The organism is Azospirillum humicireducens, assembly GCF_001639105.2.
Taxonomy (GTDB): Bacteria; Pseudomonadota; Alphaproteobacteria; order Azospirillales; family Azospirillaceae; genus Azospirillum; species Azospirillum humicireducens.
This window is the reverse complement of sequence record NZ_CP015285.1, coordinates 2,164,080-2,183,960: the sequence shown is the minus strand read 5'-3', so window position 1 is coordinate 2,183,960 and position 19,881 is coordinate 2,164,080. Positions and strand designations below refer to the sequence as shown.

Genomic DNA, 19,881 nt, shown 5'->3' with positions numbered 1-19,881 from the left:
GATGGGCGCCTGAGGATCAGCGGTTGACGATCAGGGCCACGCCGGCCACGGCGACCGCGGCGCCGGCCCAGGCACCCAGCGACGGGCGCTGGCCGGTCATCAGCCACATCATCGGCAGGATCAGCACCGGGCTGAGGGCCGACAGGGTGGCGACCACCCCGGCATTGCCATGGGCCAGCCCGACCAGCAGAAGCGTCATCCCCAGCCCGACGCCCAGAAGCCCGTTTCCGGCGACCTGAAGGGCCAGCTTCGGCGTCAGGCCCCGCGGCAGCAGCAGGCCGCCGCCGGCCGCCGCGGCATCGCCGCTGCGCAGCGCCGACAGGGCGCCGATGGCGGTGAACATCAGCGCCGCCGTGGTCACCCGCACGGTGGCCGATGCGACCGGATCGGCACCGGCCGCCATCACAGGCTTGGCGATCACCGATCCCACCGCCTGCGCCACCGCCGCCACCAGACAGACACCGACGCCGGCCAGCAGGCTGCCCTGCACCGCTTCCCAATTGTGGGTGGAGCCGGAGCGCAGGGCCACCGCCAGCATCACCCCCAGCGTCACCAGCACGATCCCCAGCGTCGTCCAGGGCCCCAGCGCCTCGCCCAGCAGGGTGTAGCCGAGCAGGGCGGTCAACGGCGCGTTGGCGGCGTAGATCACCACGTTGCGCCGCGGCCCCAGCCGGCTGAGCGACCAGAACAGCGCCATGTCGCCCATCACGATGCCGGCGGCCCCCGACAGGGCCAGCGTCAGGACCGCGCCGGTGTCCAGCGTCTCCCAGCCGCCCAGCAGCGTGGTGGCGACCAGCAGGACCGCGGCGACGATGGTCAGGCGCACGCGGTTGAACGCGATGGAGCCGAGCACCCGCACCGGCCCGATGGCGATCAGGCCGCCCGCGGCCCAGCACAGCGCCGCGCCGAGCGCAGCCATATTGGCGATCATGATGGGATTGTGAACCTTTGGTGGAGGTCGGGGACCGGCACTCTACAGCAACCGCCGACTGCCCGCGAAATGAGCAAGCTGCATGGCCGGACCTCTCTCCCGTCCCGCCACCGGAACCGGCCGCCAGACCTTGGCCGCCAGACCATGGTCATCGGACCTTGGGCAACGGAACCAGGCCCGGCCGGTGGCCGTTGACTCGGTTGACACATGCCGTCCGCGGCAGAGCCAACCGAGGAGGAAGCGACCGATGCGGACAGATTTCACGAGGCTTGGCCCCATCGCCCCCCTCGCGCTTTTGCTGGCGGCCGGGCTTCTGACCGTCCAGCCGGCTGCCGCACAAACCGGATGCGCTGCGATGGTGGAGCAATTCGCCGCCAACCGCGGCCTGTCGACCGAACCGCCGCCGGTCGCCGTCCCCGACGGGACGGCACCCGGCCTGTCCGGTTCGACCCAGCACAACGAGCAGGGCTCCGGTTCCGGCTCGGGCACCGGCAGCGAGCGGCTGGCCCAGTCCGGCGGCATGGTGGCCCCGCCCGCCGTCGGCGACCGGTCGGTGATCGACCCCCCGGCGACCGGCAGCAACATGCCGACCGCCCCCTCCGTCGCTCCGCAGGCCAATTCCCGCGCGATGCCGGACAGCGGCCCCGGCGGGTCCAACGGGTTGATGGGGCAGGCGGCACGCAACGCTCAACTGGAGGCCCTGGTCACGGCGGCCCGCAGCGCCGCACGCGACGGCGACGAGGGCCGCTGCTTGGAAAGCCTGAACGACGCCCGCCGCCTGTCACAGACGGCACCCGGCGGCCAGGGCGGCTGACCCGCCGCGTCCCTTCCAATCGCTGCTGCCCTTCCACCGAAGGAGAACACCGAGCATGAGATTCAGCCTTGGTCCTTTTCCGCCGTCTCCACCGCGCGAGCCGTCCATTCCCCCGGTCGGTCCCGACGAGCCGTTGCCGGTGCCGGGCGATCCCTCCCGTCCGCCTTTGGGTGAGCCGCCGGTCCCGATCCCGGTGCCCCCGCGCGAACCGCCGCCGGTGCCCGACCGACTGATGGACCGCCTGATGGGCTGACGGCTGATGGGGCGATGCTCCGGCTGTGAGATTTTCCAGCCTGTCCGGCCTATTCGGAGCGGTCCCGACTTGCCAAAGCCGCCGCGACGGGCGATGTGTCAGGGGTTGGTGTCCGCCGGTCCGCGTCCGGACCGGTTCGGGCGCCGCTTCTGTTTGCCGGAGTTCGGGTTTCCCATGTACAATCAGCCGCCCCGCAGCCACGTCTATCGTCAGCCCAACGTCGTCGCCACCCAGGTGACGGCCACCGTGAAATGGTTCAACCCCGAACGCGGCTATGGCTTCGTCAAGGTCGGGGACAGCGGCAAGGACGCCCTGCTGCCGGCCTCGCTCGTCGTGCCCGCCGGCCACACCACCCTGCCGGACGGCGCCACCGTCGTCGTCGACATCGTCGAGGACCGCAAGGGCCAGCAGGTCAGCGTCCTGCATTCCGTCGACCTCTCCACCGCCGCCGCTCCGGCCCGTCCGCAGGGTCGCGACCGTGGCTTCGGCGAGCGCAGCTTCGGGGATCGGGGCGGGGATCGGGGCTTTGGCGATCGGGGCGGCGACCGCGGGTTTGGCGCGCGCCGCGATGCCGGCGGTCCGCGTGACCGCAACTTCGGGGATCGGGGCGGGGATCGGGGGGGCTTCCAGGACCGTGGCCCCGGCCGCGGCTTCCAGGATCGGGGCCAGGACCGCGGCGGCTTCCAGGATCGCGGTCCGCGTCGGCCGCAGCAGGACAGCGGCCCGACCAGCGAGATGGGCGCCACCGTGAAGTGGTTCAACGGCGGCAAGGGCTATGGCTTCGCGCAGCCCGACGGCGGCGGGCGCGACGTGTTCATCCCGGCCCGCGCGCTGGAGAGTGCCGGCCTGCGCGGCCTGGACGACGGACAGCGCGTGCGCATGACCGTCCGCCAGACCGAAAAGGGCATGGAAGCGGTCAGCCTCAAAGTCGAGTGACAGCTTCCGCCGCCCGCCCTACCGGTCTGACGGTCCTGTGGACTGCCCCAGATGCTCCGCGGCTTCCCGCTGGTTGCGGGCGGCGGGGTCGTCGGGGACGGCAAGCCCGGCGTCCGGGCTGTTGACGCGGGGACCGCCCGAGTTGCGGCGGTCCTCCTCCTCGATCTCGCGGGCGGCCTGCGCCCAGTGGTCGAGATGGCGGTGTTCGGGCCGCCCCTCCTCTTCCCAAAGCCGATAGGCACGTTCGCGGACCCGTGGGTCGTCAGGACCCAGTGTGTGTTCCATGATTCTCGGTTCCAATCCGAAGGGGTGCGGGCCGGTCAGCTGCGGTCAGGCTGGGACGGGGAGGAGATCCGCTCAAGCGCGCCCTGCACGGCGCGGTCGTTCTTGGCCTCGGTGGCGAGATCGCCCAGCGAGACGATGCCCGTCAGCCGGTCGTTGCGGTCGACCACCGGCACGCGACGGATCTGCTGGCCCGCCATCAGTTCGGTGACGCTGCCGACCGGATCGTCCTCGTAGCAATAGCGGGGATTGGTGGTCATCACCTCGGCCACCTTGCAGCGGTCGGGCTGCTTTCCGGCCGAAATGGCGCGGACGGTGATGTCGCGGTCGGTCACCACGCCGACCAGATCCCGCCCTTCGCAGACGGGCAGGATGCCGACGTTCAACGCGTCCATCAATTGCGCGGCCCGGCGGATGCTGTCGTCGGGCCGGACCGTCTGCACGTCGCGGGTCATGATCTCGCGGATTTTCATGCGGGGGCTTCCTGGCACAGTGGCGGTGAGGCGCGGTACTCCGGTCCCGTCTCAACAGATGCGCCAGCCCGCCGTCGCGCTCAACCTACCCAGTAGAGGGGATCCACCCCGAAGAGCCAGGGGTGCAGCAACAGCATGCCCCCATAAGCGGCCAGCCCCCCTGCCAATCGTGCCGGCCCCATCTCCGCCAGTCCCGTCAGCGCGCCTCGCACCCCCTGGGGTCCGGCCAGCGGCAGCAGCGAGGTTTCCGCCCGGAAGGCGCGGCCGGCCGGACTGCGGCCCAGGACGATCTCGTTCTTCACCAGCGCGAACAGCGCGATGGCCGCCATGGTCCCGAACAGCAGCACGCGGCGTCCGTCGCCGGTGGCGTTCAGATGCGCGCATGCCCACAGCAGCAACGCCAGACTGCCCGGCGCGCGGGTCAGGCGGTAGATGCCGCGGGGCGGGTTGGGCGCGCCCTGGCTGCCGAAGCGGGTGGTTATGCGGGCGACCAGCAGCAGGAAGACCACCGGCATCACCGCCGCGACCAGCGGGGCCGCCCAGCCGAAGGGCGTGAACAGCACCTCCCCGCCGTCGGCGGCGCGGTAGGCCAGCACGAACAGGGTCAGCGTCAGCAGCGAGCCGACCGAGTGCATCGTCACGAAACCGCCGCGGCCGAGCCGGGCGATCAGGGCGGGCCGCACCCCCGGCCAGGACGGCAGGGCATGGCTGAAGAACAGCAGGGCGGCGGCAAGGGCGAGGGATGCGGTCATGATGGAGACACCAAACCGTATACGAACGACCCATGCCTTGACCCGGGTCAAGAGGAGCTTGGGTGCGCAATCGGGGGAACGCCCGCACCGGTCGCGCGGTTCACAGTATCGAAGCCGCACTCCACAGCCAACCCAATCGAGCACATGACCGAGTGGATCATCCAGATCGTCCAGCAGTTCGGCTATCTCGGCATCTTCCTGATGCTGATCCTGGCCCGCGCGCTGCCGCCGATCCCCGCGGAGACGGTGATCCCGCTGGCCGGCATGGGCGCTGCGACGGGGGAGTTCAACCTGCTGCTGGTGGCGCTGGCCGCCGGGCTTGGCTCCGCGGTGGGGGAGCTGGTGTGGTACGCGCCGGCCCACTGGATGGGGCGCGAGCGGTTCGAGGCCTTTCTCGGCCGCCACGGCCATTGGCTGACCGTGAAGCCGGAGCAGGTCCATCGCGCCACCGGATGGTTCTCCCGGCGCGGCGGCCTTGCCGTCCTGCTGTGCCAGCCCCTGCCGGGCCTGCGCACCCTGATCTCCGTTCCCGCCGGGGCCTGCGGGCTGCCGATGGGGGTGTTCCTGCTTTATGCGGCGGCGGGGGCGACGCTGTGGTCGCTGGCGCTGGCCTGCACGGGCTATCTGGTGCGGGTGGGTTTCCCCTGGATCGCCGACCTGATGGTGCCGGCGACTCTGCTGCTGTTCATCGCCCTGATCGGCGCCTATGCGCTGCGGCTGGTCCGTCATCGCCGCGACAGCCGCCGCGCGTCACGGAGCGGTGTGTCGCGCAGCGGCGGATGAGGCGCCATGGAACATTCAGGGCCGCTTGCGCGTTGGAGGCGCGAACCACCCGAACGGACATGGCCTTACGGCCGGCAGAGTCGGCCAGGATTTCCGGTATGAGCCGCTTGCGAAAGGACCCAACGCGATGACCTGCAACTCCGCAACGACGAACCGGTGGCGTGCCGCCGCCGTCCTGTCGGCGGCGCTCGGCATGGCCGCCTGCGCCTCCGACGTGCCGCCGCCCACCGCCCAGCTCGGTGCCGCCTCCCAGGCTGTGCAGGAGGCGGAGCGCGCCAACGCCCTGCAATATGCGCCGGTCGCCCTGCAGAGCGCCCGCGACAAGCTGGCCGCCGCCGACAAGGCGATGCGCGCCGACGAGCGCACCCGCGCCCGCCGCCTGGCCGAGGAGGCCCGCGTCGATGCCGAACTGGCGACGGTGACCTCCCAGCGCGCCGTGACCCAGCAGGCCGCCACCGCGGTCCGCCAGTCCGCCACCCCGACCATGCCGCAGTCGGCGACTTCCCCCACTGCCGCGCCGCGTGCCGCACCGGTCTACAGCGGGTCGTCGCTCGGCACGCTGCCCGCCACCGGTTCCGGCTCCAGTTCCTCCGCGCCATCCGCCGTCCCGCCGGCTCCGGCCGGGTCGCTCGGCACCGGCAGCGGCAACAGCTGGGGCTACAGCTATCCGGAGGTGCGCCAATGAACGCCTTGGCTCCCCGCACCCTACTGGTGCTGGCCGGTCTCGGTCTCGGCCTCGCCGGTTGCGCCACCCAGCCGACCGACAGCGCCGCTCTGACCCAGGCGCGCCAGGACTACAGCCTCGCCGCTGCCAACCCGCAGATCGCCGGCAATGCCCCGCTGCAGCTGCGCGACGCCGAGCAGGCCCTGCGCCGGGCCGAGGCGTTGCGCGACCAGGGCGCCGGTGCCTCCGAGGTCGATCATCAGGCCTACATCGCCACCCGCCGCGTGCAGATCGCGCAGGAGACTGCCGGGGTGAAGGGTGCCCAGACCGTGGTCGCCAACGCCGACACCTACCGCCTCCAGGCCCGCAACACCGAGCTGGAGCAGCAGCTGCGCGACCTTCAGGCCCAGCGCACCGAGCGCGGCCTCGTGATGACGCTCGGCGATATCCTGTTCTCCACCGGCCGGGCGGAATTGACCCCAGGCGCCTATGAGCGCATGGATCGGCTCGCCCAGTTCCTGCAGGCGCATCCGGCCCGCACCGTGCGGATCGAGGGTCATACCGACAACACCGGCAGCGACAGCACCAACCTGCGCCTGTCGGAAGCCCGTGCCCAGGCCGTCCGCGACGCCCTGTCGGCGCGTGGCGTTCCGCCGTCGCGCATCGTCACCCAGGGCATGGGCGAGGCGCAGCCCGTCGCGTCCAACAGCAACGATGCCGGCCGCCAGCAGAACCGCCGTGTCGAGATCATCATCTCCGACGACGGCACGGTGGCGCAGACCCGCTGACGGGGGCACCCGCGCGGATGCGCCTTTGCCGTTGATTTCCGGGAAAAAGCGCATTCACCCACCGAAACCATGACCGGATTGCCTTGTTGAATCAGGTGAAGGAGGCGATGGCCCGGCCGGCAGACGCGATACGCGATGCAGGGTCCGCCATCAGCCCCGATCCGAAAGACGCCCGACTGCGAGGCGTTGCCACCATGAAGGAGTTCGAGGATGCGTACCCTGATGATCGGCGCCGTTTCGGCGGTACTCCTGATGGCTGTTCCGGCCATGGCCCAGACCGCCCAGCAAGGCAGCCCCGGCGCCCTCAAGAGCCCCGGCGCCATGGAAACCGCGCCGACCGGCAGCAGCGGTTACACCGGTCCGGACGGTGTCGTCCGCACCCCGCCGGGCGCCACCACCTCTCCGTCTGCCGGCTCGACGGGCGGCGGTCCGCTGAACGCCCCGGGCACCGCCGGCTCGACCGGCACCTCCAGCGGCAGCATGTCGGGTTCGTCGGTGCCGGGCGTGACCACCGCGCCGTCTGGCATGGGCAACAACACCGGTAGCAACATCCCGCGCGACAACCAGACCGCGACCGGCACCCACTGCCCGCCGGGCACTCCGAACTGCGGCCCGGACCAGGGCAGCAGCCAGTAACGTCCGCATCAAGGCCATGACGACGCGGGCGCTGCCGGAGCCATTCCTCCGGCGGCGCCCGCGGCGTTTTGGACAAGTGTGGCTTCGGGGCCGGGCGTCCTCGATGAGGATGGCGCGGCGGGGCGCGCAGGACAGAGGGGAAATGCGGCGGCTGCCTGGACTTGGGACGGCGTCAGCCCGGCGCCCGCGCCGACCGGCGGGCGGGCCGGGCTTCGGTCCGGCCGGCGCCGGGCTGCGCGGTTCCGGCGATGTCGTCCAGCGGGGCGATGCCCATGGCGGTGGCGACCAGCCGGCGGAACAGACCCTGCTGACGGCTGTCCGTCACCAGATATTCCGGGTGCCACTGAACGCCGATCATGAAGGGCTCGTCAGGCGCCTCGATGCCCTGGACGATGCCGGCGCGCTCGCGGGCAACCACGCGCAGGCCGTCGCCGACATGGTCCACCGACTGGTGATGCAGGGCGTTCACCCGGCATTCGGCGATGCCGAGGATGCGGTACAGCCGGCTGTCGGGCTCGATGCGGATACGCTTGCGCGGCAGCACGGTGCGCATGTGCGGCGCTTCCTCGTACACCTCGTGGATGTCGATGTGCAGCGAACCGCCGCGATGGACGTTGATCATCTGCGACCCGCGGCAGATGCCCAGCACAGGCAGGTCGAGCCTGGCGGCGCAGTCCAGCGCACGCATCTCCAGCCGGTCGCGTTCGGGGTCGATGCGGATATGCGGCCGGGCGGATTCTCCATACAGCGCAGCGTCGATGTCGTCGCCGCCGCCGACCACCAGCGCATCCAGCCTGTCGATGGGGAAGGGCGCCTCGGCCGTGATGCGGACCGATGCGGCGCCGGCCCGCCACAGGGCTAACCGGTTGGCCATGGCGGCGATGCGGCTGCCATGGACGGAGGCGGTGATGCCGACCAGCGGCCGGGGTCTTCCGATGATGGCTGCCATGGCAGGTTCCCTTTCAGCCGGCCTGCCGCAGCGTGTCGCCCGCAGCGCCATCGTCAGCGACAGGAGGGCCGTGGATGGCGGGGTTCGCGGCGAGGAAGCCGTCGATCCGCTCGGCCCAGCGCTCCGGCTCCTGCGTCTCGGCCACCTGCCGGTACTCGGCGCCCAGCCCGTCCAGCAGGGCGCGGTCGGCCGCCAGCCGCTCCACCGCCACCCAGCGGTTCCAGTCGGCGGCGAGCGACCAGTCCGGATCGCTCAGCCTTGCGTTGGGCAGCCGGTAATGGAAGGTCGGGCGCGGGCGGATATGGGGGTCTTCCATCGTCCTGGCCAGCCGGTCGCGGTCAAGATGGGCGAACAGCGGGAACAGGTCCAACTCGCGGTTGCGGGTGGGGTTGTCGGCGAGATAATCGTCGATCAGGCCGCCCAGGTCGGGGCGATAGGCCGGATCGGCCAGCTTGGCGGCATAGGCGGCGGGGAAGGCGGCGATGAAGCCGGACAGGCGGCGGGTCGGATCGACGCGGATCTCCCGCCGCAGCCAGGGCGCCAGGATCAGGAACGCCTTCAGGTGGTCCAGCACATAATCGCCGTCCGTCCGCGCCACCTCCGGATTGAAATGCAGGCCGAAGGCGAAGAGGGGGCTCGCCTCCGTCCCGGCGGCGCCGCGATCGCGCAGGCAGGCGACCAGCCTCTCCAGGTCCGGCATCCGCTCCACCGTCACCGGCGGGGCGGCGATCTCGAACGGCATCACCAGACTGCCGATGTTGCCCCACAGCGGGCGCAAGGGGTCCAGCACCGCGGCCCCTCCCTTGCCTGGATGGGCGGAGCGCATGTCCAGTTCCACCGTGAAATCGCCCAGGCCGGTGCCGGTCACCAGACATCGGTGCGGGTTTTCGACGATGACCGTGCCCCCGAACAGCTCGCGCACGCAGAATGCGGCCGACGGCGCGTCCAGGTCGGCGAATTCGAGTTCCACCCCGACGCGGCGCGGCGTGCCCTGGGGGGTGGTGCGGAGCGGGGGGAGGAGGAAGGGATGGATCATTGCAAGCCATCAACACCCCATTCCCGACGCTGTTCCCATGTCACTGGAAATCCAAATCCGCACCGGCGGTGCGACGGTCAGGTCGCGGCAAGGGGATACCCCTTTTGGAAGTAACCACTCCTTGGGAGTATGTTTTGAATTTTGATGAAAATGCGGCTAACCGATCGGCATTCTAACGCACGCTTCTTGTGTTTTATCAGGTCGATTTTGCGTGTTCTACCCGATCGTTTTTCAAATTAACCGGTACTTAACCATAAGTGCGGTAGCGGTAGGCAAGCGGCATGGTGGCGCGCCTGGTGCGCCATCCGGTCGGCTTCGCGGTGGGAGCCTCGTCTGCGCCATGACCCTTCTGGCACGCCTCTTCATCCTGGTCCTGCTCGCGGTGCTGCCGGCGATCGGCATCCAGATCTACAGCGTGCTCGAACAGCGGGCGGAGCGCGAGGAGGAGGTCACCCTCCAGGCCGAACGGCTGCTGCGTCAGGTGGAGAGCGAACATGTCCGCATCCTGGACAGCGCCCGACTGATGGTCACGGCGGTGACGGAGGCTCCCTTCCTGCGCGGGGGTGAGGTCGCCGGCTGCCAAGCCTATCTGGAGCGATTGTCCGCCCGCTCCGCCGACTACCGCACGCTGTCGGTCACCGATGCCGGCGGCCGCATCAAATGCAGCGCCGACCCATCGCGCATCGGCGCTGCCCTGACCTCCCAGCCGCATTTCCGCCGGGCGATGGCCCAGGGCCGCTTCGTCGTCGGCGAATGGACGATCAGCCAGTCCGGTGTCGCCGGCGGCGAGCTTCCGGTCGCGGTTCCCTACACCGACGCCGACGGCAAGCGGGCCGGCGTGATCGCCCTGTCCGTGGACGTGCCGCGGCTGACCTCCATCTTCGCCACCCGCCCGATGCCGGAGAACACGGCCCTGACGGTCGCCGACCGGTCGGGCACCATCCTGGTCAAGCTGCCGGGCACCCAGAGCCGCGTCGGCGAACGGCTGCCGGACAGTTACCTGCCCCTGCTGTCGGCGACCGACATGGGCGTGACGATGCTGACCGGACTGGACGGTGTGTCCCGCATCCTGGCCTTCTCCCCGCCGACCGCCGGGATCCGCGACCTGTTCATCAGCGTCGGCGTCGACCGCGGTGCGGCGATGGGGGCGGTGGACCGCGCCACCCGCGACGGGCTTCTGATGACGCTGTCCGGCTTCCTGGTCGCCGCCGCCGCCGCCTGGATCGGCGGCACCCTGTTCATCCGCCGCCCGGTCGACGCGCTGGTCTGCGCCGCCCGCGACTGGAGCGATGGCAAGACCGCCACCCGCGTCAAGCTGTCCGACCGCTCGTCGGAGATCGGCCAGCTCGGCCATGCCTTCGACCTGATGGCAGACCGGCTGGAAGCGCGCGAAGCGGCGCTGCGCCAGTCGGAAAGCCACATCCGCGCCGTTCTGGACGCGCTGCCGGCCTATGTCGGCGTGCTGACGCCGGACGGGGCGGTGGCCCAGGTCAACCGTGCCGCCGCGGATGCCGCCGGGCTGCCGGCCGCCCGCATCGTCGGCCGCCCCTTCGACGAGATCTGCTGGCTGTCCTTCGACGATTCCGGCCGGGAACGGCTACGACAGGCGCTGGCTCTGGGAGCGCACGGCCGTTCCTCCCGATTCGATTCCGGGCTGCGTATGGGCGACGGGCGCGAGATGACGGTGGACGTCAACCTGACCCCGATGGTCGATGCCGACGGCCATGTCACCCACCTGATCGCGTCGGGCATCGACATCACCGAGCGCAAGCGCACCGAGGAGGCCCTGCGCGTCGCCGAGGAGCGCGTGCGCACCGGCCTGCGCAATTCCGGCGTGGCGGTGTTCAGCCAGGATCGCGAGCTGCGTTACACCTGGTCCCATTCCGAACTATTGGGCTTCTCGCCGGAGACGATGATCGGCCGCACCGACGCCGATCTGTTCGACCATGGCGAGGAGGCCGACAGCCTGATGGCGCTGAAGCGCCGCGTGATGGAGAGCGGCATCGGCGCGCGGGAGGAGGTCCGCATCCGTTGCAAGGGCGAGGAGCGCTTCTTCGACCTGACCGTCGATCCGCTGCGCGATCCCTCCGGCCGGGTGGAGGGCGTCACCTGCGCCGCGGTCGAGGTCACCGACCGCAAGAAGACCGAAGCCGAACTGCACCGCGCGCGGGAGGAGGCCGACCAGGCCAACGAGGGCAAATCGAAGTTCCTGGCCGCCGCCAGCCACGACCTGCGCCAACCGGTCCAGTCGCTCTATCTCTTCACCGCGGCGATGAGCGACCGGCTGCAGGGGCACCCCGCACTGCCGATCCTGGACAACATCCGCCAGGGGCTGGACACGCTGAAAAGCCTGCTGGACGGCCTGCTCGACATGTCGCGGCTGGAATCCGGCAAGATCGTCGCGACGCCGGTCGAGGTGCGGCTGAACCAGCTGCTTGGCCGGCTGGTTGCCGAATATGGCCCGCGCGTCGCCCAGAAGGGGTTGGAACTGCGCGCCGTACCGACCCGCGCCTGGGTGCGCACCGATCCGGCCCATCTGGAACGCATTCTGCGCAATCTGGTCGAAAACGCCCTGCGCTACACCAGCAGCGGCAAGATCCTGCTGGGCTGCCGCCGCACGCCGTCGGGCTTGCGGGTGGAGGTGTGGGACACTGGCGCCGGCATCCCCGCCGACCGGCTGGAGGACATCTTCGAGGAGTTCACCCAGTTGGGCGAGCGCAGCGAGCGCGGCCTGGGCCTGGGGCTGGCCATCGTGAAGCGGCTGTCGCGGCTGCTCGGACATCCGGTGACGGTGCGCTCGTGGGAGGGCAGGGGCTCGGTCTTCGCGGTGGAACTGCCGCGGGTGATCCTGGGCAATGCCCGTCCCGCCAGCGGCACCGCCGCCGCCGCGGCGACGCTGGCCCGCCGATCCGCCGCCAACGATGCGGCCACTGCCGCGGCCAACGACCGCGGACAGGCGATCAGCGCCATCGCCAGCGCGTTCGGCGGCGGCAAGGGCCGGGGAGCGACGGGGGGCGGCGACATTGCGGTCAAGACGGCGATTCCGCCCAGAAAGGGAGCGGATGCGAAAGGCATGGTGCTGGTGATCGACGACGAGGCGATCATCCTTATGGGCCTGAAGGCGATCCTGGAAGGCTGGGGCTATGACGTGCTGACCGCCAAGTCGGGCGATCAGGCGCTGGAGCGGCTGCGCGCCGACGGGCGCTGTCCCCAGATCGTTCTGGCCGATTACCAGCTCCAGCAGGGCCGCACCGGCCCGGAAGCGGTGGTCGCGGTGCAAAGCATGCTGGGCCGGACCGTTCCCGGCATCATCCTGACCGGCGACACCAGCTCCGAACGCCAGGAGGAGGCCGAACGCCGCGGCTTCGGCCTTCTGCACAAGCCGGTCTTCCCCAACGACCTCCGCCGCATGATGGCGAGCGCCGGAGCGGCGTGAGGGGCGGCTCCCACGACAGCGTCCCAAGAGAAAGGGCCGCTCCTCACCGGGAGGCGGCCCTTTTCCTACTCGCCCTTTGCCCGCCTCACGTCGCCAGATTCCGCAGCACGAAGTTCAGCACGCCGCCGTTCCGGTAATACTCGACCTCGTCCAGCGTATCGATGCGCAGCAGCAGCGGGTAGGTCTCCACCGTGCCGTCGGCGCGGGTCAGGGTCAGGGTGACGTCCTTGCGCGGGCGCAGGTCCTGTTCGATGCCGGCGATGTCGAAGGTCTCCGACCCGTCCAGCTTCAGGTCGGCGCGGGTGAGGCCGTCCTTGAACTGCAGCGGCAGGATGCCCATCCCGACGAGATTGGAACGGTGGATGCGCTCGAAGCTCTCGGCGATCACCGCACGGATGCCCAGAAGCCGGGTGCCCTTCGCCGCCCAGTCACGGCTCGACCCCGTGCCGTATTCCTTGCCGGCGACCACGACCAGCGGCACGCCTTCGTCGGCGTAGCGCATGGCGGCGGTGTAGATCGGCAGTTGCTCGCCCGACGGATAATGCTTCGTCTCGCCGCCTTCGACGCCGGGGATCAGCTCGTTGCGGATGCGGATGTTGGCGAAGGTGCCGCGCATCATGACTTCATGGTTGCCGCGGCGGGCACCGTAGCTGTTGAAGTCCTGTGGACGCACCTGATGGCTCAGAAGATATTCGCCGGCCGGACTGGTCCGCTTGATCGAGCCGGCGGGGGAGATGTGGTCGGTGGTGATGGAATCGCCCAGCACCGCCAGCGCCCGCGCGCCGCGCACGTCCGCCACCGGGTCCGGCGTCCTGGTCAGGCCGCTGAAGAAGGGCGGCAGCTTCACATAGGTGGAGCCGTCCTGCCACTGGTAGGTCTGGCCCTCCGCGGTGGCGATGGCCTGCCATTGCTCCGGGCCCTTGAAGACGTCGGAATAGCGGCTGCGGAACATGTCGGCGGTCAGCGAGGCGTCGATGGCGTCCTGAACCTCGCGGTTGCTCGGCCAGATGTCCTTCAGATAGACCGGCCCGTCGGTGCCCATGCCGATGGGGGCCTTGGTCAGGTCGACGGTCAGGTTGCCGGCCAGCGCATAGGCGACGCACAACGGCGGCGAGGCCAGATAGTTGGCGCGGGTGTGCGGGTTGACGCGGCCTTCGAAGTTGCGGTTGCCCGACAGCACGGCGCCGACCACGAGGTTGCCCTCCTCCACCGCCGCGGCGATGGCGTCCGGCAGCGGGCCGGAATTGCCGATGCAGGTGGTGCAGCCATAACCGACGATGTTGAAGCCGATGCGGTCGAGATAGGGCTGCAGCCCGGCCTTGGCGAGATAGTCGGTGACCACCTGGGAGCCCGGCGCCAGCGAGGTCTTGACCCACGGCTTCTGCGTCAGCCCCTTTTCCACCGCCTTCTTGGCCAGCAGGCCGGCGGCGACCAGCACCGCCGGGTTGGAAGTGTTCGTGCACGACGTGATGGCGGCGATGACGACGGCGCCCTGTTCCAGGCTGTAGTCGGCGCCCTTCACCGGAACCGCCTTGTTGGGGTCGTCGGCCTTGTAGGCCTCGGTCATGTCCTTGGCGAAGCCCTGCGCCACCGCCGACAGCGCGACGCGATCCTGCGGGCGCTTCGGCCCGGCCAGCGACGGCTCCACCGTGCCCATGTCCAGCTCAAGCACGTCGGTGAAGACCGGGTCGGGGCTGTCCGGCTCGCGCCACATGCCCTGGGCCTTGGCATAGGCCTCGACCAGCGCCACCCGGTCGGGATCGCGGCCGGTGAAGGTCAGGTAGCGGATGGTCTCGGCATCGATCGGGAAGATGCCGCAGGTGGCGCCGTACTCCGGGGCCATGTTGCCGATGGTGGCGCGGTCGGGCAGCGTCATGCTGTCCAGGCCCGGCCCGAAGAACTCGACGAACTTGCCGACCACGCCCTTCCTGCGCAGCATCTGGGTGACGGTCAGCACCAGATCGGTGGCGGTCATGCCCTCCCTCAGCCGGCCGGTCAGCTTGAAGCCGACGACCTCGGGGATCAGCATGGAGATCGGCTGGCCCAGCATCGCGGCCTCCGCCTCGATGCCCCCGACGCCCCAGCCCAGCACGGAGAGGCCGTTGACCATGGTGGTGTGGCTGTCGGTGCCGACCAGCGTGTCGGGATAGGCCACCGGCCTGCCCGCCGGGTCGGCGTCGGTCCATACCACCTGGGCCAGATATTCGGTGTTGACCTGGTGGCAGATGCCGGTGCCCGGCGGCACGACGCGGAAATTGTCGAAGGCCTTCTGGCCCCAGCGCAGGAAGGCGTAGCGTTCCAGATTGCGCTCGAACTCCAACTCGACGTTCTTTTCGAAGGCATCGTTGCCGCCGAAGTAATCCACCATCACCGAATGGTCGATGACAAGATCGACCGGTACCAGCGGGTTGATCCTGGCCGGATCGCCGCCCAGCGACGCCATCGCCTCGCGCATCGCCGCCAGATCGCAGACCGCGGGCACGCCGGTGAAATCCTGCATCAGCACGCGCGCAGGCCGATAGGCGATTTCACGGTCGGACCGCTTGTCGACCAGCCATTGGGCCACCGCCTTCACGTCGTCGACGGAGACGGTGCGCCCGTCCTCGAACCGCAGCAGGTTTTCCAGCAGCACCTTCATCGAGAACGGCAGCCGCGACAGATCGCCGAGACCCGCCTCCTCGGCGGCCTTCAGGCTGAAGTAGTCGTAGCTCCTGCCGCCCGCGCTGAGCGAGCGGCGGGTCTTGAGCGAATCTTGACCGGTGAAGGTGGTCACGGGAAGCCTCCTTGGCTTTGGGTCGGGCATGCGCCTTGGGCGGCGCTTGGGAGGGAGCTTCGGTTACGGTCCGGGTGATGACGGTCGAAAGGACGCCGGATGCCGTCCAAAAGACTGGGGCGGCGGCAACGGCGCCCGCGCGTCATGCAGGCAAGATGTAGGGCGTGGTCGGCACAGATCAAACGCATGGTTCGAAGAAAGCGGGAGCATGGGTATGGTCGTAGAGCATCGCACGGACCCAATCCTGCGATCCGGCCCTGGAACGATACCCATCGAACATCCTATGCCGTATTTGCAGGCATCTTCTTTACTCATATGAGCATTGGATGGTTATGCTCAGATGCCTCAAGCCGGCTTCATCGCGACATAGCGGACGAAGCGCAACCCGTTTCCCAGCACCTTCAGCCGCGCCCACCACAGGGCAAGCTCGCGCTTCAGTGCCGCCAGCACCGGCGCTGACGGCACGGCGTTCGTCAGCGTGTCGGCCAGCCTGCGCACGCGGTCGATGATGTGGCGGCGGTGCAGCTGGGTCAGATCCTCCGAAATGCGGAGGTCGAGGTTGCGCTGGGTCAGTTCGTCGGCCATGCGGGTGGCGGTCCAGGGATAGACCTCCATCGGCTCCTCGTCCCGCCAGGCGTTCCAGGCATCCCAGGAGCCGGGGGCGCCGTCGATCACGTAATCGAACAGGGCGATCCCGCCTTTGGGCTTCACGCAGTCGCCGACCCGGTCCAGGAACAGTTCCTTGTCGCGCACCCTGTGGACGATGCGGTCGGCCATGATGAGGTCGAAACTGCCGGCCTGGTTGAAATGTTCCGGGTCGTAGTGGGTGATGGGCGCCTTCTTCGACAGCCCCAGCGCCTTCGACCGGTCCATCGCCAGCTTCGCCAGCAGCGGGGAGGGCTCAAGCCCCGTCACCCAGCTGTCGCTGCTCTCCACCAGGGCGCGGGCTGTCCCGCCGAGACCGGCCGACAGGTCCAGCACGCTCTTGGCCGGGTTCAGCCCGAAGGAGCGGACGGAATCGATCATCCACGCCGCGTCTTCCGGCCCGGTCATGTCCTGGCCCCACAGAAGCTGCGCCCCCTCGCTGCGCGCCGGCGACCAGACGGGTTCGCCATGGCGGTCGAGTTGCATCAAGGCCAGCCGGTCCAGCTCGGGATTGCCGCCGGCGGCCGAGGCGGATGGAAGCGGATCGATCTGGGCGGGCACGGGAGTGGAAAGGTCCCCGCCGACCGCGTTCACCGGTCCATGCCTGCGTCCGTCCGTCACGTTACGCAAGGCAGACCGTTCGGAAATGCGGGGCAACCGGGAGAGGTCATACCCTTCCCACCACGCAGCCAACCGGATGCGCCAATCGGGGTTTCGCCACCGCTCCAAATCCTGTGGACTGAACTGCGGAGCCACGTAGCTGCCCTTTCCAGGTCAATGGGTGGGAAGCCGACCCATCCATTCGGAGTATGACCGCGACCGTTTCCGCCGCGATTTAGAAGTAAGTGCGGTCGATTTGTCTGTCAAGAAACCATTATTTAACGATTTGGACTTCGCTTCCCCTAAATGTTGGAAAATTTTATCGTTTTTTGTCTGTGACTTGTCGCGGCACGGCCATTGCGACCGCGGGGGCGTCTCCCTATACTCCGGTCGCAACCGACGGAGGGGGCCTCGCGTGCCGATCGAAACCGGTGAGTCCACCGGCAATCCCTGGACCGTGCTGACCAGCACGACGAAATACGAGAATGCCTGGATGGAGGTGGTCGAGCATAAGGTTCTGACCCCGAAGGGCGCTCCCGGCATCTATGGCGTGGTCCATCCCCGCAGCCTCGCCACCGGTGTGGTGCCGGTCCACGACGACGGCACCGTGACCCTGGTCGGCCAGTATCGCTTCCCGCTGAAGCAATACAGCTGGGAAATTCCGGAAGGCGGCGGGCGCAAGGGGGTCGAGCCGCAGGAATCGGCAGCGCGGGAGTTGCGCGAGGAAACCGGCCTGACGGCGCGGCGCTGGATGCCGCTGATGACGCTGCACCTGTCCAACTGCATCACCGACGAGGTCGCCCATAGCTTCGTCGCCTGGGGACTGGAGCAGGGCGAGTCCGCTCCCGACGAGACCGAGGTTCTGGCGGTGCGCCGCGTGCCTTTCGCCGAGGTGATCGACATGGTGCTGGCCGGTGCCATCACCGACGCCATGGCGGTCGCCAGCCTGCTGAAGCTGCGGGTGTTGGCGGCCGAAGACGCACTGCCCGAGGATCTCGCCAGCATTCTCCGGCTCTGACCTGCCTGAAAATCGGACATCAATGACCGTCATCTCTGGCCACGCCGTCGCCATCGATTTCGAAACCGCCAACGAGACCCGCACCAGCGCCTGCTCCATCGGCGTCGCCTGGATCGAGAACGGCCGCGTGACCGCGAGGGAGGAACATCTGATCCGTCCGCGCGACTTGCGCTTCAACCCCTTCAACAGCGCCATCCACGGCATCCGGGAAGAGGACGTGGCCAGAGCACCCGAATTCCCGGATGTGTGGGCGGCCTTGCGAGAGCGGGTGCAGGGCCGGCTGATCCTGGCGCACAACGCCGCCTTCGACCTCAGCGTGCTCCGCCATACCCTGACCGATTACGGGCTCGACTGGCCCGCCTGCGACTATCTCTGTACCGTGGTGCTGGCGCGCCGTGCCTGGCCGACGCTGACCGGGCACAGGCTGAACCATCTGGCCGATTTCCTGGACATCGCCTTGGACCACCACCATGCCGGCAGCGATGCCGAAGCCTGCGGCCGCATCGCGCTGGCGGCAATGCGGGAGATGGGGCTGCGCGGCTTCGGCGAGATCGAGGGCACCGGCATCAGCCTGGGCCGCATCGCCCCCGGCGGCTACAGCCCCTGCAAGGGGGGCAAGGTCCGTGGCAAGGCGCTGCCGCAGCGCCGTCCTGTGGTCGCATGAGGCCGCAGCCGGCGCTTTCCCGCCGCCGTCCCCTGCGCTAGGCTCCCGCTCCACCATATGGAGGAGGGGACCGCATGCTGTTCATGTTCCATTGCGTCGACAAGGCGGGTGCCGCCGATGTCCGCGCTGCCAACCGCGCCGACCATCTGGCTTACCTGGAAGCCAACGCCGACCGCATCTTCGCCGCCGGTCCGCTGCTGTCGGACGACCAGAGCGGCATGGTCGGCAGCCTGCTGATCGTCGAGTGCGCCGATGCCGCCGCCGCTGAAGCGTTTGCCGCCAACGATCCCTATGCCAAGGCCGGCCTGTTCGACGGCGTGACGATCCGGCCCTGGCGCCGCGTCTATCCCAAGGCCTGAGCGGGAGAGTACCGGCGATGGCCTATTGGCTGGTGAAATCGGAACCGTTCAAATATTCCTGGGACCGCATGGTCGCCGACGGCCGGACCCATTGGGACGGGGTGCGCAATTACCAGGCATCCAACAATCTGAAGGCGATGGAGGTGGGCGACCGCGCCTTCTTCTACCACTCCAACGAAGGGCTGGAGATCGTCGGCATCGTCGAGATCGTCCGCACCTATTACCCGGATCCCAGCGATGAATCCGGCCGCTTCGGCATGGTCGACGTGGCGCCGGTGATGCCGGTGAAGACGCCGGTGACGCTGAAACAGATCAAGGCCGATCCGCTGCTGCAGTCCATGGCCCTGGTCCGCCAGTCCCGCCTGTCGGTCTGCCCGGTCAGTGAAGAGGAATGGGCACGGGTGTGCGATCTTGCGGGGATCGGGGTTCCGGCGTGATGGGCTGCGGCATGAGGTGAAACTCGCCCCCTAACCCTCCCCCGCCCAGCAGGGGAGGTTGGGTGGGGGGCTAACCCAACCGCAAGATCACTCCGCCGCTTCCTGTATCGCGGCGCGGAAATCGTTGGTCGCCTGCTTCATGCGCCGGGCGATGTCCGCCACGCCGGCGGCGGAGTTGGCGTTGAGGGGGCCGCTCATGGCGCGCAAAGTGGCGTCGATGGCCATCAGGCTTGTGCGGTCGGCCAGACCGGCGAGGCGGTCGCTGCGGTCGCCGGCTTCGGGAAGATCGTCCGCGTTCGTGGTGCTGGGCATTGCGATCCTTGCCGCCGATGATCGTTACCGTAGTGCAGCAACTCTATAGCGGCCACCCGGTTAAGGTCGGGTTAAGCAAGCGAACGTCTGTTACAGGCTGGTCACGATGCAAGGTGCAGCGCGGCGCGGCGGATGGTCGCGGCAAAGGACGGAAATCCTCCCGGCCTGACCGGCACCGGATCGCCAGTTCCTTGTAATACCTCGGTATGCTTTGGGAGGAAACAGTCTCGCGCTGCAAAATCAGCGACACAATCCTCCTTTGGTCGGGGGGCCTGCGGGGGCCGATTTGCTTGTTCGTCCCGCGACATGTGTGGATAATGCCGCTCAATTCCGGGCGGCG

General features: G+C 69.1%; 21 protein-coding genes. 12 read left to right on the top strand and 9 right to left on the bottom strand.

Annotated features, from left to right (window positions below):
• Positions 1–16 precede the first annotated feature (16 nt).
• On the bottom strand, positions 17–931 hold the full coding sequence (locus A6A40_RS10180; RefSeq protein ID WP_082860777.1) for a solute carrier family 35 transporter: 915 nt from the start codon (positions 929–931) through the stop codon (positions 17–19).
• A 247-nt stretch (positions 932–1,178) separates the two neighbouring features.
• Between A6A40_RS10180 and A6A40_RS10175 the strand changes: the two genes are divergently transcribed.
• The 3 genes from A6A40_RS10175 (at position 1,179) to A6A40_RS10165 (ending at position 2,934) form a co-directional block, all read left to right on the top strand.
• Positions 1,179–1,745 carry a hypothetical protein gene (locus tag A6A40_RS10175; RefSeq protein ID WP_063635294.1) on the top strand — a complete coding sequence of 189 codons (567 nt, stop codon included), beginning with the start codon at positions 1,179–1,181 and terminating at the stop codon, positions 1,743–1,745.
• A gap of 55 nt (positions 1,746–1,800) precedes the next feature.
• The gene (locus tag A6A40_RS10170; protein ID WP_082860776.1) at positions 1,801–1,998 is read left to right on the top strand and encodes a hypothetical protein; all 198 of its coding nucleotides are present in this window, start codon (positions 1,801–1,803) and stop codon (positions 1,996–1,998) included.
• Positions 1,999–2,172: 174 nt separating this feature from the next.
• The gene (locus A6A40_RS10165; protein ID WP_063635293.1) at positions 2,173–2,934 is read left to right on the top strand and encodes a cold-shock protein; all 762 of its coding nucleotides are present in this window, start codon (positions 2,173–2,175) and stop codon (positions 2,932–2,934) included.
• 18 nt (positions 2,935–2,952) lie between these two features.
• Here A6A40_RS10165 and A6A40_RS10160 read toward each other — a convergent pair whose 3' ends face one another.
• From A6A40_RS10160 to A6A40_RS10150, 3 genes are all read right to left on the bottom strand, one after another.
• Positions 2,953–3,219: a DUF2934 domain-containing protein gene (locus A6A40_RS10160; protein ID WP_063635292.1), complete on the bottom strand. Its 267-nt coding sequence runs from the start codon at positions 3,217–3,219 to the stop codon at positions 2,953–2,955.
• A 35-nt stretch (positions 3,220–3,254) separates the two neighbouring features.
• Complete coding sequence (locus A6A40_RS10155) at positions 3,255–3,689, bottom strand: CBS domain-containing protein (RefSeq protein ID WP_063635291.1); 435 nt, start codon at positions 3,687–3,689, stop codon at positions 3,255–3,257.
• A gap of 80 nt (positions 3,690–3,769) precedes the next feature.
• Entirely contained in the window at positions 3,770–4,441 is a 672-nt protein-coding gene (locus A6A40_RS10150; protein WP_063635290.1) for an NnrU family protein, read from the bottom strand.
• Between the two features lie 144 nt (positions 4,442–4,585).
• On the opposite strand from A6A40_RS10150, the gene A6A40_RS10145 reads away from it, so the two are divergent.
• From A6A40_RS10145 to A6A40_RS10130, 4 genes are all read left to right on the top strand, one after another.
• A complete protein-coding gene (locus A6A40_RS10145; RefSeq protein WP_063635289.1) occupies positions 4,586–5,224 on the top strand; it encodes a DedA family protein in 639 nt (212 codons plus the stop codon).
• Between the two features lie 127 nt (positions 5,225–5,351).
• Positions 5,352–5,909, top strand: a complete 558-nt coding sequence (locus A6A40_RS10140) for a DUF4398 domain-containing protein (RefSeq protein ID WP_063635288.1) — start codon at positions 5,352–5,354, stop codon at positions 5,907–5,909.
• Positions 5,906–6,676, top strand: coding sequence for an OmpA family protein (locus tag A6A40_RS10135; RefSeq protein ID WP_063635287.1), 771 nt, complete (start codon positions 5,906–5,908; stop codon positions 6,674–6,676). Before A6A40_RS10140 ends, A6A40_RS10135 begins: the two co-directional genes overlap by 4 nt.
• 210 nt (positions 6,677–6,886) lie before the next feature.
• On the top strand, positions 6,887–7,312 hold the full coding sequence (locus tag A6A40_RS10130) for a hypothetical protein (protein ID WP_063635286.1): 426 nt from the start codon (positions 6,887–6,889) through the stop codon (positions 7,310–7,312).
• Between the two features lie 172 nt (positions 7,313–7,484).
• Here A6A40_RS10130 and A6A40_RS10125 read toward each other — a convergent pair whose 3' ends face one another.
• The gene (locus A6A40_RS10125; RefSeq protein ID WP_063635285.1) at positions 7,485–8,261 is read right to left on the bottom strand and encodes a gamma-glutamyl-gamma-aminobutyrate hydrolase family protein; all 777 of its coding nucleotides are present in this window, start codon (positions 8,259–8,261) and stop codon (positions 7,485–7,487) included.
• 13 nt (positions 8,262–8,274) lie between these two features.
• Positions 8,275–9,297 carry an amidoligase family protein gene (locus A6A40_RS10120; protein WP_063635284.1) on the bottom strand — a complete coding sequence of 341 codons (1,023 nt, stop codon included), beginning with the start codon at positions 9,295–9,297 and terminating at the stop codon, positions 8,275–8,277.
• A 340-nt stretch (positions 9,298–9,637) separates the two neighbouring features.
• On the opposite strand from A6A40_RS10120, the gene A6A40_RS10115 reads away from it, so the two are divergent.
• Positions 9,638–12,733 (top strand): PAS domain-containing protein, encoded by a 3,096-nt coding sequence (locus tag A6A40_RS10115; RefSeq protein WP_063635283.1) that lies wholly within the window; start codon positions 9,638–9,640, stop codon positions 12,731–12,733.
• 85 nt (positions 12,734–12,818) lie between these two features.
• Here the strand turns inward: A6A40_RS10115 and acnA are convergent, their stop codons facing one another.
• Positions 12,819–15,506: an aconitate hydratase AcnA gene (gene acnA, locus A6A40_RS10110; protein WP_108546649.1), complete on the bottom strand. Its 2,688-nt coding sequence runs from the start codon at positions 15,504–15,506 to the stop codon at positions 12,819–12,821.
• Between the two features lie 345 nt (positions 15,507–15,851).
• Positions 15,852–16,712 carry an SAM-dependent methyltransferase gene (locus A6A40_RS10105; RefSeq protein WP_236783630.1) on the bottom strand — a complete coding sequence of 287 codons (861 nt, stop codon included), beginning with the start codon at positions 16,710–16,712 and terminating at the stop codon, positions 15,852–15,854.
• Positions 16,713–17,166: 454 nt separating this feature from the next.
• Here A6A40_RS10105 and A6A40_RS10100 point away from each other — a divergent pair, with 454 nt between their 5' ends.
• The 4 genes from A6A40_RS10100 (at position 17,167) to A6A40_RS10085 (ending at position 19,229) form a co-directional block, all read left to right on the top strand.
• Positions 17,167–17,769, top strand: a complete 603-nt coding sequence (locus A6A40_RS10100) for an NUDIX domain-containing protein (RefSeq protein ID WP_063635280.1) — start codon at positions 17,167–17,169, stop codon at positions 17,767–17,769.
• Between the two features lie 22 nt (positions 17,770–17,791).
• A complete protein-coding gene (locus A6A40_RS10095) occupies positions 17,792–18,433 on the top strand; it encodes a 3'-5' exonuclease (protein WP_063635279.1) in 642 nt (213 codons plus the stop codon).
• A gap of 74 nt (positions 18,434–18,507) precedes the next feature.
• On the top strand, positions 18,508–18,792 hold the full coding sequence (locus A6A40_RS10090; RefSeq protein WP_063635278.1) for a YciI family protein: 285 nt from the start codon (positions 18,508–18,510) through the stop codon (positions 18,790–18,792).
• A gap of 17 nt (positions 18,793–18,809) precedes the next feature.
• Positions 18,810–19,229: an EVE domain-containing protein gene (locus A6A40_RS10085; protein ID WP_063635277.1), complete on the top strand. Its 420-nt coding sequence runs from the start codon at positions 18,810–18,812 to the stop codon at positions 19,227–19,229.
• Between the two features lie 87 nt (positions 19,230–19,316).
• On the opposite strand, the gene A6A40_RS10080 is transcribed toward A6A40_RS10085, so the two are convergent.
• Positions 19,317–19,541 (bottom strand): hypothetical protein, encoded by a 225-nt coding sequence (locus A6A40_RS10080; RefSeq protein ID WP_063635276.1) that lies wholly within the window; start codon positions 19,539–19,541, stop codon positions 19,317–19,319.
• Between the last annotated feature and the right edge of the window lie 340 nt (positions 19,542–19,881).